The following is a 15,403-nucleotide window of genomic DNA, read 5'->3' as shown; positions in this document are numbered from 1 at the left end:
GTACATAACCCGAACCGGCAAGCCCGCCCGCGGTTGGCGGGCTTGCCGGAGACGCGTGTTCGATCAGGTCCGGTATTCGGCGTTGATCTTCACGTACTCGTGAGAAAGGTCGGTGGTCCAGATGGTTTCACTGCAATCACCACGGCCGAGCTCGATACGGATGGTGATCTCTTCCTGAGCCATGACCGCGGAGCCCTGGTCTTCGGTGTAGGTCGCGCTGCGGCCGCCTTTGCTGGCGATGCAGACGCTGCCCAGGTACACGTCGATCAGGCTGACGTCGAGGTTCGGCACGCCGGCACGACCAACGGCCGCCAGGATGCGGCCCCAGTTCGGGTCGGAGGCGAACAGTGCGGTCTTGATCAGCGGCGAGTGGGCAACGGCGTAGCCGACGTCCAGGCACTCCTGATGATTGCCACCACCGTTGACCTCAACGGTCACGAACTTGGTCGCGCCTTCGCCGTCACGGACGATGGCCTGGGCCACTTCCATGCAGACTTCGAACACGGCCTTTTTCAGCGCTTCGAACAGCGGACCGCTGGCTTCAGTGACTTCGGCGACATCGGCCTTGCCGGTGGCGATCAGCATGCAGCAATCGTTGGTCGAGGTGTCGCCATCGATGGTGATGCGGTTGAACGACTTGTTGGCGCCGTCCAGCATCAGGTCTTTCAGTACCGCCGGCGCAACTTTGGCGTCGGTGGCGATGTAGCCGAGCATGGTGGCCATGTTCGGACGGATCATCCCGGCGCCTTTGCTGATGCCAGTCACGGTGATGGTCACACCCTCGTGCTGGAACTGGCGGCTGGCGCCCTTGGGCAGGGTGTCGGTGGTCATGATGCCAGTAGCGGCTTCAGCCCAGTGGTTCTCGGACAGGTTGTCCAGGGCGGCCTGCAGTGCGCCTTCGATCTTCTCGACCGGCAGCGGCTCACCGATCACGCCGGTGGAGAACGGCAGCACGGCGCTGGCGTCGACGCCAGTCAGCTCGGCCAGCTTGGCGCAGGTGCGCTCGGCGGCGGCGAGACCTTGAGCGCCGGTACCGGCGTTGGCGTTACCGGTGTTGGTCAGCAGGTAGCGTACGGTGCCTTGCACGCGCTGCTTGGCCAGGATCACTGGTGCAGCGCAGAACGCGTTCAGGGTGAAAACGCCAGCGACGCTGGAGCCTTCGGCACAGCGCATCACCACCACATCCTTGCGCCCAGGACGCTTGATGCCCGCCGAGGCGATACCGAGTTCGAAACCGGGGACCGGGTGCAACGTTGGCAAAGGACCAAGACCAACAGCCATGAAAGCGCTCCTAGAACATTGAGATGCCGCCGTTGATCGACGGCGCTTGAGATGGAACAACGCCGCGACGGGTCAGGCCTGTCGCGGCGTGGTGTTCATGTTTCAGCGTGACACTGGCGGGTCAGATCAGTCGATCTGGCCATGGCAGTGCTTGAACTTCTTGCCCGAACCACACCAGCACGGCTCGTTACGGCCCAGCTTGATGTCGTTGCGTACCGGCGCGGCGGCAACGGCGACTTCAGCACCGTCCTCCTGCAACTCAGCAGCTTCCAGACCAGGCGCGGCGGCATGCTGGAACTGCATGCGCTGGGCCAGTTCTTCGGCTTCGCGGCGCAGACGGGCTTCTTCTTCGATCGGGTCCTCGCGGCGAACCTGGACATGGGACAGAACGCGGATGGTGTCGCGCTTGATCGAGTCCAGCAGTTCCTGGAACAGGGTGAACGACTCGCGCTTGTACTCCTGTTTCGGGTTCTTCTGAGCGTAGCCACGCAGGTGAATGCCGTGTCGCAGGTGGTCCATCATCGACAGGTGGTCTTTCCACAGGTCGTCGAGGACGCGCAGCAGGATCTGCTTCTCGAAGGTACGCAGGGCTTCGGCACCGGCGCTGTCTTCTTTCTCGTTGTAGGCGGTCAGCAGCTCGTTCAGCAGCTTCTCGCGCAGGGTTTCTTCGTACAGGTGATCGTCTTCGTCGAGCCACTGCTGGATCGGCAGCTTCACGCCGAAGTCGCTGGCCAGGGCCGCTTCCAGACCGGTCACATCCCACTGCTCGGGTAGCGATTGTGGCGGAATGTGCTGGCTGATGGTCGCGTCGAGGGCTTCCTGACGGAACTCGGCGATGGTGTCGCCAACGTTCTCGGCGGCCAGCAGGCTGTTGCGCATGTGGTAGATCACCTTGCGCTGCTCGTTGGCCACGTCGTCGAATTCGAGCAGTTGCTTACGGATGTCGAAGTTGCGACCTTCGACCTTGCGCTGCGCCTTCTCGATGGCGTTGGTCACCATGCGGTGTTCGATCGCCTCGCCGGACTGCATGCCCAGGGCTTTCATGAAGTTCTTCACCCGGTCAGAGGCGAAGATGCGCATCAGGCTGTCTTCCAGCGACAGGTAGAAGCGGCTAGAGCCCGGGTCGCCCTGACGACCGGAACGACCACGCAACTGGTTGTCGATACGGCGGGATTCATGGCGCTCGGAAGCGATTACGTGCAGGCCACCGGACTCGATCACCTGCTGGTGACGCTTCTGCCAGTCAGCCTTGATCTGGGCGATCTGCTCAGGAGTCGGGTTTTCCATGGAAGCCACTTCGACTTCCCAGTTACCGCCCAGCAGGATGTCGGTACCGCGACCGGCCATGTTGGTGGCGATGGTCAGCGCACCCGGGCGACCGGCCTGGGCGATGATCTCGGCTTCTTTTTCGTGGTACTTGGCGTTGAGGACCTTGTGATCGATACCCTCTTTCTTGAGCAGATTGGACATGTGCTCGGAGGTTTCGATGGTCGCAGTACCAACCAGGACAGGACGGCCGGAAGCCATGCTTTCCTTGATGTCGGTGATGATCGCCGCGTACTTCTCCTCGGCGGTCAGGTACACGAGGTCGTTGAAGTCTTTACGCGCCAACGGCTTGTTCGGCGGAATCACCATCACGTTGAGGGCGTAGATCTGGGCGAACTCGAACGCCTCGGTGTCAGCGGTACCGGTCATGCCGGACAGCTTGTTGTACAGGCGGAAGTAGTTCTGGAAGGTGGTCGACGCCAGGGTCTGGCTTTCGGCCTGGATATTCAGGTTTTCCTTGGCTTCGATGGCCTGGTGCAGGCCTTCGGACAGACGACGACCCGGCATGGTACGGCCGGTGTGTTCGTCGATCAGCAGAACCTGACCGTCCTGGACGATGTACTCGACGTTGCGGTGGAACAGCTTGTGCGCACGCAGACCGGCATAGACGTGGGTCAGCAGGCCCAGGTTGTGCGCGGAATACAGGCTCTCGCCCTCGGCCAGCAGGCCGACCTGGGTGAGCATCTCTTCGATGAACTGGTGACCGGCTTCGTTGAGTTCGACCTGACGGGTCTTCTCGTCAACCTTGAAGTGACCTTCCTGGGTGACTTCGCCTTCGACTTCTTCGATGTGCTGCTTCAGGCGCGGGATCAGCTTGTTGATCTCGATGTACAGCTTGGAGCTGTCTTCAGCCTGACCGGAAATGATCAGCGGGGTACGGGCTTCGTCGATCAGGATGGAGTCGACTTCGTCGATCACGGCGAAATTCAGCTCGCGCTGGAATTTCTCTTCCATGCTGAACGCCATGTTGTCGCGCAGGTAGTCGAAACCGAATTCGTTGTTGGTGCCGTAGGTGATGTCGGCAGCGTAGGCAATACGCTTCTCTTCCGGCGGCTGGAACGGTGTGACGACACCGACGGTCAAGCCGAGGAATTCATACAGAGGACGCATCCAGTTGGCGTCGCGGCGGGCCAGGTAGTCGTTGACCGTGACCACGTGCACGCCCTTGCCGGACAGTGCGTTGAGGTAGACGCCCAGGGTTGCTACCAGGGTCTTGCCCTCACCGGTGCGCATTTCCGCGATCATGCCTTCGTGCAAGGTCATGCCGCCGATCAGCTGCACATCGAAGTGACGCATGCCCATGATCCGCTTGCCCGCTTCGCGCGTGACGGCGAAGGCTTCAGGCAGGAGCTGGTCGAGGGTCTCGCCTTTGGCCAGGCGCTCTTTGAACTCGGCGGTCTTGGCCCGCAACTGTTCATCAGAGAGGGCCACCATCTGCTCTTCGAAGGCATTGACGATCTGTACCGTCTTGAGCATGCGTTTGACTTCACGCTCGTTCTTGCTTCCAAAAAGTTTTTTTAACAAAGGCGCAAACATATCGGCAGGATCTTCCACACATAGGGATGGAGGGCGGCCCCGTGAGTCGCCCGTGCAGCCCTTATTGGCCGCATGCGAACGAGCATTCTACCCGGAAACGATGGTGAGGAAAGTGGTGGAATTCCACGATGCTGGCACAGCGCTTTGACGGGGCTTTTTTACAATAAGGGCTTTTTCGCCAACTTCAACCCGTCAGCCGCAAGATTGCTGCCAATCGCATCCGTCCGGTGTGCGACGAGGGATCTGATAAGATTGCCAGCACTGTCATTGCAGGTGTCTTCATGGCCTACCGCCCCTCTCCCGCTCGCGCCCCCGCCGTACTCCTGCGCGAAGCCCGTCCCCTCAAGGCATTGTTCAGCCATGCACAGCGTCTGGCGCAATTGCAGCGCCTGGTAGAAAGCCAGTTGCAGCCCGCAGCCCGCGAGCACTGCCATGTCGCTTCGTGGCGCGAGGGTACGTTGTTGCTGGTGGTCACCGATGGCCACTGGGCAACGCGTCTGCGCTACCAGCAGAAACGCCTGCAACGCGCCCTGCAACAACTCGACGTGTTCGTCAGCCTCAACCGCATCCAGTTCAAGGTCCAGCCGACCGCCAGCAGCCCGCGGCCCGGTGGTCATGTAATGGATATTTCGAGCAAGTCGGCGGAGAACATCCAGGCCACCGCGGAAGGTATCAGCGACCCGAACTTGCGCGCGGCGCTGGAGCGCCTGGCCAGCCATGGCAAGGGCAACAAGAATCCGCCGACCGAGTGAATTTCGCGCAATAAAAAAGGCCACCCGGAGGTGGCCTTCAAACTAGAGAGAGAGTTCGGACTTATACAGCTGCTACCGGACGCATATACGAGATCGGTGCGGTGCTGGCATCTTCGAAGATCACCACTTCCCAGGCGTCTTTCTCCTCGATCAGCTTGCGCAACAGCTGGTTGTTCAGCGCGTGACCGGACTTGAAGCCACGGAATTCGCCAATCAGGCTGTTGCCCAGCAGGTAGAGGTCACCGATGGCGTCGAGGATCTTGTGTTTGACGAATTCGTCTTCATAGCGAAGGCCGTCTTCGTTCAACACGCCGTCCTTGTCCACCACGATGGCGTTTTCCACGCTACCGCCGAGTGCGAGGTTATGCTTGCGCAGGTACTCGATGTCGCTCATGAACCCGAAGGTACGGGCGCGGCTGACTTCCTTCACGAACGAGGTGCTGGAAAAGTCCACGCTGGCACTTTGAGTCCGGTTGCGGAACACCGGGTGGTCGAAATCGATCTCGAAACTCACCTTGAACCCGTCGAAAGGCAGGAAGGTGGCGCGCTTGTCGCCGTCCTCGACTGACACTTCGCGCAGGATGCGGATGAATTTCTTCGGCGCGTCCTGTTCTTCCAGGCCGGCAGATTGAATCAGGAATACAAAGGGACCAGCGCTACCATCCATGATCGGAACTTCCGACGCGGAGAGCTCGACGTAGGCATTATCGATGCCCAGGCCAGCCATGGCCGAGAGCAGGTGCTCTACCGTGTCGACCTTGGTATCGCCATTGACCAGTGTCGTGGACATGGTCGTCTCACCGACGTTTTCCGCACGGGCAGGGATCTGCACCACCGGATCGAGGTCGGCTCGGCAAAATACGATGCCGGTGTCCACAGGTGCAGGTTTGAGGGTCAGGTAAACCTTTTCCCCGGAGTGCAGGCCGACACCTGTGGCACGGATAATATTTTTCAGGGTGCGTTGTTTAATCATGGCATTGGCCGCTTCAGCACAGATTGCGAACTGGTATCAACAAAGGCTGGGGATAATAGCAGACCCGGCCTTTGCTGAACACCAATCACCCTAATACCCCTGATAAATTTCATTAATCGGCCTGGCGACGCAGGAAAGCCGGGATGTCCAGGTAATCCAGGTCGTCTTGCGGATTGAGCTTGGCAGCCGCTGCAGCACCGGCGTGCGTCTGGTTGCGCATCACGGTAGGACGCTCCAGGTCGCGGTAGTTCACTGCCGGTTGCTCGTGGCGCACAGGCGCTGGAGCCGGGGTCGAAGCCTGGGCCGCGGCGGATTGCAGGGTGTTGTCGATGACCTTCACAGGCTTCTCGATTTTCGCACCCAGGCCGGTGGCCACGACGGTTACATGCAGCTCGTCGCGCATGTCCGGATCGATCACGGTACCCACCTTGACCATGGCGTGATCCGACGCGAACGCCTCGATGATGCTACCCACGTCGGAGTACTCACCCAGCGACAGGTCAGGACCGGCGGTGATGTTCACCAGGATGCCACGCGCGCCCTGCAGGTTGACGTCTTCCAGCAGCGGGTTGCGAATGGCCGCTTCAGTGGCTTCACGAGCACGGTTCGGACCGCTGGCGCAGCCGGTACCCATCATCGCCATGCCCATTTCGCTCATCACGGTACGCACGTCGGCGAAGTCGACGTTGATCATGCCCGGACGCTTGATGATGTCGGAGATACCGCGAACGGCACCCGCCAGCACGTCGTCAGCCTTGGCGAACGCGGACAGCAGGCTCGCGTCCTTGCCCAGGATGGTCAGCAGCTTTTCGTTCGGGATGGTGATCAACGAGTCAACGCTTTCAGCCAGCGCGCGGATGCCCTCATCGGCGATCTGCATGCGCTTGCGACCTTCGAACGGGAACGGACGGGTCACCACCGCAACGGTGAGGATGCCCATTTCCTTGGCCACTTCGGCGATGATCGGTGCAGCACCGGTACCGGTACCGCCGCCCATGCCAGTGGTGATGAACACCATGTTGGTGCCCTGCAGCACTTCGGCGATGCGCTCACGGTCTTCCAGAGCCGCCTGACGGCCGACTTCCGGATTGGCGCCAGCACCCAGGCCCTTGGTCACACCGGTACCCAGTTGCAGGATGGTACGTGCGCCGATGTTTTTCAGCGCCTGAGCATCAGTGTTGGCGCAGATGAATTCGACGCCTTCGATGTTGCTCTTCACCATGTGATTGACGGCGTTGCCACCGCCGCCACCGACGCCGATCACTTTGATGACCGGACTTTGCGGGACGTTGTCTACGAGCTCGAACATTTTCCCTCTCCTTTCATTTTTCTCTAGTTTTTGCGCCTACCACTACTGCTTTGAAACTTAAAAGTTGCCCTGGACCCAACGCTTGAAACGCTCAAGCACAGGAGCCTTTGGTTCATCGCCATAGCTGTCGTTTCTAATACCTGGCACGGGCACGCCATCGGACTGCTTCAGCAGGCCGTAGGTCAGCAGACCCACACCAGTGGAGTAAATCGGGTTGCGCACTACATCACTCAGGCCGCGAACGCTGTGCGGCACGCCCAGGCGTACTGGCATGTGGAAGATTTCCTCGGCCAGCTCGACCGCGCCTTCCATCTTCGAAGTGCCACCGGTCAGCACGATGCCGGCCGGAACCAGGTCCTCGTAGCCGCTGCGACGCAGCTCGGCCTGGATCAGGGTGAACAGTTCGTCGTAACGCGGCTCGACCACTTCGGCCAGGGCCTGGCGCGACAGTTCGCGCGGCGGGCGGTCGCCCACGCTTGGCACCTTGATGGTCTCGCCGGCACCCGCCAGCTTGGCCAGGGCGCAGGCGTAGCGGATCTTGATTTCTTCGGCGTACTGGGTCGGTGTACGCAGCGCCATGGCGATGTCGTTGGTCACCTGATCGCCAGCGATCGGGATCACCGCGGTGTGGCGGATTGCGCCTTCGGTGAAGATCGCGATGTCGGTGGTGCCGCCACCGATGTCCACCAGGCACACGCCCAGCTCTTTCTCGTCATCGGTCAGCACGGAATAGGCCGACGCCAATTGCTCGAGAATGATGTCGTCGATTTCCAGACCGCAGCGGCGCACGCACTTCTCGATGTTCTGCGCGGCATTCACGGCGCAGGTCACGACGTGCACCTTGGCTTCCAGACGCACGCCGGACATGCCCAGTGGCTCACGCACGCCTTCCTGGTTATCGATGACGTAGTCTTGTGGCAGGGTGTGCAGCACGCGCTGGTCAGCAGGAATGGCAACGGCCTGGGCGGCATCCAGTACCCGCTCGAGGTCCGCGGCGCTGACTTCACGGTCGCGGATCGCGACGATACCGTGGGAGTTCAGGCTGCGGATGTGGTTGCCGGCCACACCGACGAATGCCGAGTGGATGCGGCAGCCGGCCATCAACTGGGCCTCTTCGACGGCGCGCTGGATCGACTGCACGGTGGATTCGATGTTGACCACCACGCCTTTCTTCAACCCGCGCGACGGGTGGGTGCCGATACCGACGATTTCCAGTGTGCCGTCGGCAGCGACTTCGCCCACCAGTGCAACCACCTTGGACGTGCCGATATCCAGTCCGACGATCATTTTGCCGCTATGCGCGTTTGCCATGGTCCTGCCTCTCTCTAATTCTTCGCCACGGCGGATTGGGCCGCAGGCGGTGCAATCGGTTCCCGCCAGCCAACGGCAAGGCCATTGGCGTAACGCAGATCGATGCGGGCGATGTTCGTGATCTGTTCTTTGAGCGTCTTGTTATAAATGGCAATGAAGCGGCGCATCTTTTCCACCAGATGGTCACGCCCCAGCAGCAGTTCGATACCCGGCCCGGCGCTTCCGGCGCCGGTGGTCAGGAACCAACTGCCACGCTCGCGCAGTTCCAGACGTGCGATCGAAAAGCCCAGGGGACGCAGCATCTGGTTCAGTACCTGATATTGCTGCATCACTTGTTGCTGAGCCCGCTGCGGCCCGAACAACTGCGGCAGGTGCTCATAATTGGCCAGCTCGCGCGGCGTGAAGGCCTGGCCCTGGTTGTTGAGCAAGGCATCATCACCCCAGCGCGCCACCGGCAACTGCTCCTCGAGACGGATCACCACCTCGTCCGGCCATACACGGCGTACTTCGGCATGGGCGATCCAGGGCATCTGCTCCAGCTCGGCGCGCATGCTCGCCAGATCGACGGTGAAGAAGCTCGCCGCGACATAAGGCGCGATCCGCTGCTGCACCGCTTGCTGGCTGATGTAGCTGAGGTCGCCCTGCACGGCGATCTTGGTGATCGGCCGGTCGGCATACGGCATCAACCGCTGCGCGCCTTCATAGGCGCCAAAGCCTGCGGCCACCAGCAGGATCGGCCACAACAGTCGCTTGAAAACACTGAAGCCAGGCTTGGGCAGGCGCGCCGACAGTGGCTCTTTCGCCACCATCCGGCTGGCACCACGCGGCACCGGCTTGCGGCCGGGAGCGGGTTGCTGATGACGTACCATCGCGCCTTGCATGGGCTTAACCTCGCGCCTCGACACTCGCCGCCAGAATCGCCAGCACCAACTGCTGGAAATCGAGTCCGGCCGCACGCGCCGCCATTGGCACCAGGCTATGGTCAGTCATGCCTGGCGCGGTGTTGACTTCGAGCAGCCAGAACCGGCCCTGCTCGTCCTGCATCACATCCACACGGCCCCAACCGGCGATGCCAATGGCGTCGCAGGCGCGGGCGGTGAGGTCGATCAATTCCTGTTCCTTGGCGCTGTCCAGGCCACACGGAATCCGGTACTGGGTATCGGAAGCCAGGTACTTGGCGTCGTAGTCGTAGAACGTATGCGGGGTGCCCAACGCGATCGGCGGCAGCACCTGGTCACGCAGCACCGCAACGGTGAACTCCGGACCATGAATCCACTGCTCGACCAACACTTGCGAATCGTAGGTGGCGGCGTCTTTCCAGGCGGCGACCAATTCATCGACGCTGGTCACTTTCGCCATACCGATACTGGAACCTTCATGGGCCGGTTTGACGATCAAAGGGAAGCCCAGTTCCGCGCCCGCAGAAATACAGTCGGCTTCGCTGGCCAGCACGGCATGACGCGGGGTCGGAATGCCCAGGCTCTGCCAGACCTGCTTGGTCCGCAGCTTGTCCATGGCCAGTGCCGAGGCGAGGATGCCGCTGCCGGTGTAAGGAATGCCGAGGCACTCCAGCAGGCCCTGCATGCTGCCGTCTTCGCCGCCACGACCGTGGAGGATGATGAAGGCGCGGTCGATCTTCTCGCTCTGCAGGCGGGTCAGCAGGTCGTCACCGACGTCGATGGCAACCACGTCGACACCGCCGCTGCGAAGCGCGTCGATCACCGCAGCACCGGACTTGAGCGACACTTCGCGCTCGGCGCTCTTGCCGCCGTAAAGCACGGCGACGCGACCGAAGTCTTTCGGCGCAATGGTGGAATGCAGTTTGGCGTAGGCTTCAGTCATTTCGATTTCTCCTGACTGGCAACCGCACCAGCGAACAACGGGCTCTTCAACAGTTGTGGCGCCAGCCCGCCGATATCACCGGCACCCTGGCAGAGCAGAATGTCGCCGGCGCGCAGCAGCGGCTTGACCAGTGGCGCCAGCTCGATGCCGCGCTCGATGTAGATCGGGTCGAGCTGACCGCGCTGACGAATGCTGCGGCACAGCTGGCGGCTGTCGGCACCCGGGATTGGCTCTTCGCCGGCCGGGTAGACCTCCATCAACAGCAGTACGTTGGCGTCGGCCAGCACCTGGACGAAATCGTCGTACAGGTCGCGGGTCCGGCTGTAGCGGTGTGGCTGATAGACCATCACCAGGCGGCGCTCCGGCCAACCACCGCGGACCGCCTTGATCACCGCAGCGACCTCGGTCGGATGGTGTCCGTAGTCGTCCACCAGCATCACGCTGCCGTCTTCGACCGGCAGTTCGCCATAGACCTGGAAGCGACGGCCCACGCCCTGGAAGCCCGAAAGGCCCTGGACGATCGCTTCGTCGCTGATGCCTTCGTCGGTGGCGATGGCGATGGTCGCCAGCGCATTGAGCACGTTGTGGTTGCCCGGCATGTTCACCGACACGTTCAGCGGCTCGCGGTCGCGACGCAGCACGGTGAAGTGGGTCTGCATGCCCGACTGACGCACATTGATCGCACGCACGTCAGCTTCTTCGCAGAAGCCGTAGGTGACTGCCGGACGCTTGACCAGCGGCAGGATTTCACGCACGACCGGGTCATCCAGGCAAACCACGGCCAGGCCGTAGAACGGCAGGTTGTGGAGGAACTCGACGAAGGTTTTCTTCAGTTTGTTGAAGTCGCCTTCGTAGGTCGCCATGTGGTCGGCGTCGATGTTGGTGACGACCGCCACCAGCGGCTGCAGGTGCAGGAAGCTGGCGTCGCTTTCGTCAGCTTCGGCGATCAGGTAGCGGCTGGTGCCGAGCTGGGCGTTGGTGCCCGCAGCATTCAGACGACCGCCAATCACGAAGGTCGGATCGAGGCCGCCCGCGGCGAACACCGAGGCCAGCAGGCTGGTGGTGGTGGTCTTGCCGTGGGTGCCGGCGACCGCGATGCCGTGGCGATAGCGCATCAGCTCGGCGAGCATCTCGGCGCGCGGCACGACAGGAATACGACGTTCCAGCGCGGTGGCAACTTCCGGGTTGGCGGTGTTGATCGCGCTGGAAACCACCAGCACATCAGCGGTGGCGGCGTTCTCGGCACGGTGGCCAATGAAGATTTCAGCACCGAAGGACTCCAGGCGCTCGGTCACTGCCGAGGCCTTGAGGTCCGAGCCGGACACCTGGTAGCCCAGGTTCAGCAGCACTTCGGCGATACCACACATACCCACGCCGCCGATACCGACGAAGTGAATGCGGCGGATGCGGCGCATCTCGGGCTGAGGCATGGCTTTCTGGTTCTCAACCATGGGCCACCTCCAGGCAGATGTCGACCACGGTGCGGGTAGCAGCAGGTTTAGCCAGGCGGCGCGCGGTGGCGGCCATGGTGTCGAGTTTTTCCGGTTGCATCAGTACCTCGTTCAGGCGTTCAGCGAGCTGCGCTGCGCCAGTTGTCGCTTGTGGCATCAGGAAGGCAGCACCTTCGCGGACCAGATAATGGGCGTTGTGGGTCTGGTGGTCGTCGATCGCATGGGGCAAGGGCACCAGCATCGAAGGCAGGCCTGCCGCCGCCAGCTCACTGACGGTCAGCGCGCCGGCACGGCACACCACCAGGTCGGCCCAGCCATAGGCTTGGGCCATATCCTTGATAAACGGCTCTACCTGAGCCTCGATCCCGGCTTCGCGATAACGCTCGGCGGTGATCTGGTCGTGATTCTTCCCGGCCTGGTGGAACACCTCGGGACGAATGGTCTCCGGCACCAGCGCCAGGGCCTGGGGCAACAGCTTGTTCAACGGCTCGGCACCGAGGCTGCCGCCCAGCACCAGTAGCCGCGCACGGCGCCCCGGCAGGGCTTCACGCACAGGCTCCAGAAACAGTTCACTGCGCACCGGATTACCGGTGGTGCGACGTTTTTCGCTAGCGTCGAACGTGTTCGGGAACGCTTCACAGACACGGCCAGCCAGCGGCACCAGCAGCCGATTGGCGGTACCAGCCCGGGCGTTCTGCTCGTGGATTACCACGGGCACGCCCGCCAGCCTCGCGGCAACGCCGCCGGGGCCGGTCACGTAACCGCCGAAGCCGACCACGCAGACCGGCTTGAGCTGGCGGATGATCCGGCGAGCCTGCAGCACGGCCTTGATCAGGGTGAATGGCGCCTTGAGCAGCGACAGCTTGCCCTTGCCGCGCAGGCCGGTGACGTTGATCAGGTGCAACTGCAGGCCAGCCTGCGGCACCAGTTCGTTTTCAATGCCGCGTGGCGTTCCCAGCCAGTGCACGGTGAAGCCGCGCGCCTGGAATTCCCGGGCACAGGCGAGTGCCGGGAACACATGGCCGCCGGTTCCGCCGGCCATGATCAATACGTTCTTGCCGTCAGCGGCCATGATGATTCGGCTCCTCGGCAAAGTCGTCTTCGTCGAACTCGTGTTCCTCGCTGCCCAGGTGCGTGCGGCTCTCCCATTCGATACGCAGCAGCAACCCCACGCAGGCACAGCAGATGACCAGCGAACTGCCCCCGTAACTGAGGAAAGGCAGGGTCAGCCCTTTGGTTGGTAGCAGGCCGATGTTCACACCGATATTGATGAGGAACTGGCCGATCCACAGGAACGCCAGCCCGAACGCCACGTAGGCGGCGAAGAATTGCTTGGCTTTCTCGGCCCACAGACCGATGTACAAGGCGCGGACGGTGACGAAGACGAACAGCGCCAGCGTCGCCAGTGAGCCCACTACGCCCAGCTCCTCGGCCAGCACCGAGAACACGAAGTCGGTATGTGCTTCCGGCAGGTAGAACTGCTTCTGCACGCTGTTACCCAGACCGACGCCGAACCACTCGCCGCGACCGAAGGCGATCAACGCCTGGGTCAACTGATAGCCGGAACCGAACTGGTCCGCCCACGGGTCGGTGAAGGTTGTCAGACGGGCCATCCGGTAGGGCTGCGCCTGAACCAGGACGAACACCGCGCCCACTGCCAGCGCCACCATCAGGCCGAAGCGGAACAAGCCGACCCCGCCGAGGAACAGCATGGCCGCAGCCGAGCCCATCATTACAACGGTGGCGCCGAAGTCCGGCTCCATGAGCAGCAGGCCCGCCATCGGCAGCAGCACGATGAAGGGCTTGAAGAAGCCCATCCAGCTCTCGCGCACTTCCTGCTGCCGACGCACCAGGTAGCCCGCGAGGTAGATGACCACGAAGACCTTGGCGATTTCCGATGGCTGCACGTTGAAGAAGCTGAAACCGATCCAGCGCCACGAACCGTTCACTTCACGACCGATGCCAGGGACCAGCACCAGTATCAGCAAGCCGAAGGCACCGATCAGCATCAGGTAACCCATGCGCTGCCAGGTCGAGATCGGCACCATCATGGTGACGATGCATGCGCCGAGCCCCAGGGTCACGTACACCAGGTGACGAATCATGTGGTACAGCGGGTTACCCGACTGGGCCGCAGCCACTTCCGAGGACGCCGAGGTGATCATCACCAGGCCCAGCCCGAGCAATGCCAGGCAACCGACCAGGAACGGGAAGTCCAGGTCGATGCCACGGCCGCTGATCAGCGGCGACGGGTAGGGCTTGATGGCGCCGAAGATCATGCCAGCCCTCCCACGGCCTGGGCGAACAGGCGCCCACGCTCTTCAAAGTTCTTGAACATGTCGAGGCTGGCACAGGCCGGCGACAGCAACACCGCATCGCCCGGCTGAGCCAGTTCGGCACACTGCTGCACCGCCTCATCGAGTGTCTTCACGCGCACCAGCGGCACGCTGTCGCTCAGCGTTTCAGCCAGCCGTTCGGCATCACGACCCAGCAGCACCACCGCGCGGCAATGCTCGGCAACCGGCGCGCGCAGGCCAGAGAAATCGGCACCTTTGCCATCTCCACCAGCGATCAGTACCAGTTTGCCGTCGATATCCGCGCCCAGCCCTTCGATGGCAGCCAGAGCGGCGCCAACGTTGGTGGCTTTGGAATCGTCGTACCAGTTGACCTCGTTACGCTCGCGTACCCACTGGCAGCGATGGGCGAGGCCACCGAAATTGCGCAGGCTTTCCAGCATGGCGTCGAACGGCAGGCCGACCGCATGGCCCAGTGCCAACGCCGCCAGGGCATTGGACTGGTTATGTGCACCGCGGATCTTCAACTCGCGTACCGGCATGAGGTTCTGGAACTCGAACGCCAGGTACTTCTCGCCACCCTCTTCGCGCAGGCCGAAGGCCTTGAAATCAGGTTTGTTCAGGCCGAAGGTCCAGCACGGCTGGCCTTCGGTCAGCAACGGACGGCTCAGGGCATCCTGACGGTTGACCACCACTTGTCGCGCACCACGGAAGATCCGGTGCTTGGCCAGGTGATAAGCCGGCAGGCCACTGTAGCGATCCATATGGTCTTCGCTGACATTGAGCACGGTCGCCACTTCAGCGTTGAGCTGATCGGTGGTTTCCAACTGGAAGCTCGACAGCTCCATCACGTACAGCTCGACATCATCGCTGAGCAGGTCCAGCGCGGGAGTGCCGAGGTTGCCGCCGACTGCCACACGTTTGCCCGCCGCTGCGGCCATCTCGCCGACCAGGGTGGTCACAGTGCTCTTGGCGTTGGAACCACTGATGGCAATGATCGGAGCCTTGGCATTGCGGGCGAACAGTTCGATATCACCCGATAGCTTCACGCCGCGAGCGGCGGCCTGCTGCAAGGCCGGCGTAGCGAGTGCCAGGCCAGGGCTGACGTAGAGCTCGTCGGCGCGGCAGAGGAAGTCCACATCCAGCTCGCCACAGCGCACTTCGATCTGTGGGTAGTCGCGTCGCAGCGTCGCCAGCTCCGGTGGGTTCTCCCGGGTATCGGCCACCGCAAACGCAACGCCCCGGTTCGCCAGGAAGCGAACCAGGGACATGCCGCTCTTGCCGAGGCCGACAACGATGCGGAAGTGGTCAGATGCGATCAGTGACAC

General features: G+C 62.2%; 12 protein-coding genes. 1 reads left to right on the top strand and 11 read right to left on the bottom strand.

Annotated features, from left to right (window positions below):
• Positions 1–63: 63 nt before the first annotated feature.
• Both argJ and secA read right to left on the bottom strand, forming a co-directional pair.
• Positions 64–1,281, bottom strand: a complete 1,218-nt coding sequence (gene argJ, locus HWV67_RS17645) for a bifunctional glutamate N-acetyltransferase/amino-acid acetyltransferase ArgJ (protein WP_175652157.1) — start codon at positions 1,279–1,281, stop codon at positions 64–66.
• A 126-nt stretch (positions 1,282–1,407) separates the two neighbouring features.
• A complete protein-coding gene (gene secA / locus HWV67_RS17640; RefSeq protein WP_095154683.1) occupies positions 1,408–4,143 on the bottom strand; it encodes a preprotein translocase subunit SecA in 2,736 nt (911 codons plus the stop codon).
• A 281-nt stretch (positions 4,144–4,424) separates the two neighbouring features.
• Here secA and HWV67_RS17635 point away from each other — a divergent pair, with 281 nt between their 5' ends.
• Positions 4,425–4,895 carry a DUF721 domain-containing protein gene (locus HWV67_RS17635; protein WP_095154681.1) on the top strand — a complete coding sequence of 157 codons (471 nt, stop codon included), beginning with the start codon at positions 4,425–4,427 and terminating at the stop codon, positions 4,893–4,895.
• Positions 4,896–4,956: 61 nt separating this feature from the next.
• Here HWV67_RS17635 and lpxC read toward each other — a convergent pair whose 3' ends face one another.
• From lpxC to murD, 9 genes are all read right to left on the bottom strand, one after another.
• The gene (gene lpxC, locus HWV67_RS17630) at positions 4,957–5,868 is read right to left on the bottom strand and encodes a UDP-3-O-acyl-N-acetylglucosamine deacetylase (protein WP_095154679.1); all 912 of its coding nucleotides are present in this window, start codon (positions 5,866–5,868) and stop codon (positions 4,957–4,959) included.
• A 112-nt stretch (positions 5,869–5,980) separates the two neighbouring features.
• Positions 5,981–7,177: a cell division protein FtsZ gene (gene ftsZ, locus HWV67_RS17625; RefSeq protein ID WP_095154677.1), complete on the bottom strand. Its 1,197-nt coding sequence runs from the start codon at positions 7,175–7,177 to the stop codon at positions 5,981–5,983.
• Positions 7,178–7,234: 57 nt separating this feature from the next.
• The gene (ftsA, locus tag HWV67_RS17620; protein WP_095154675.1) at positions 7,235–8,488 is read right to left on the bottom strand and encodes a cell division protein FtsA; all 1,254 of its coding nucleotides are present in this window, start codon (positions 8,486–8,488) and stop codon (positions 7,235–7,237) included.
• Positions 8,489–8,502: 14 nt separating this feature from the next.
• Positions 8,503–9,369 (bottom strand): cell division protein FtsQ/DivIB, encoded by an 867-nt coding sequence (locus tag HWV67_RS17615; protein ID WP_095154673.1) that lies wholly within the window; start codon positions 9,367–9,369, stop codon positions 8,503–8,505.
• A 4-nt stretch (positions 9,370–9,373) separates the two neighbouring features.
• Entirely contained in the window at positions 9,374–10,330 is a 957-nt protein-coding gene (locus HWV67_RS17610) for a D-alanine--D-alanine ligase (protein WP_095154672.1), read from the bottom strand.
• The gene (gene murC, locus HWV67_RS17605; protein ID WP_095154670.1) at positions 10,327–11,781 is read right to left on the bottom strand and encodes a UDP-N-acetylmuramate--L-alanine ligase; all 1,455 of its coding nucleotides are present in this window, start codon (positions 11,779–11,781) and stop codon (positions 10,327–10,329) included. Before murC ends, HWV67_RS17610 begins: the two co-directional genes overlap by 4 nt.
• Entirely contained in the window at positions 11,774–12,853 is a 1,080-nt protein-coding gene (gene murG / locus HWV67_RS17600) for an undecaprenyldiphospho-muramoylpentapeptide beta-N-acetylglucosaminyltransferase (RefSeq protein ID WP_175652156.1), read from the bottom strand. The genes murC and murG overlap by 8 nt, the downstream gene beginning before the upstream one ends.
• Complete coding sequence (gene ftsW / locus HWV67_RS17595) at positions 12,843–14,060, bottom strand: putative lipid II flippase FtsW (RefSeq protein WP_095154666.1); 1,218 nt, start codon at positions 14,058–14,060, stop codon at positions 12,843–12,845. Before ftsW ends, murG begins: the two co-directional genes overlap by 11 nt.
• A complete protein-coding gene (gene murD / locus HWV67_RS17590) occupies positions 14,057–15,403 on the bottom strand; it encodes a UDP-N-acetylmuramoyl-L-alanine--D-glutamate ligase (RefSeq protein WP_175652155.1) in 1,347 nt (448 codons plus the stop codon). The genes ftsW and murD overlap by 4 nt, the downstream gene beginning before the upstream one ends.

Origin of the sequence: Pseudomonas sp. Marseille-P9899 (assembly GCF_903166565.1) — a bacterium.
GTDB classification, from domain to species: Bacteria; Pseudomonadota; Gammaproteobacteria; order Pseudomonadales; family Pseudomonadaceae; genus Aquipseudomonas; species Aquipseudomonas huaxiensis.
Note: the sequence above shows the minus strand (reverse complement) of the source record. Positions and strands in the feature narration are given on the sequence as shown.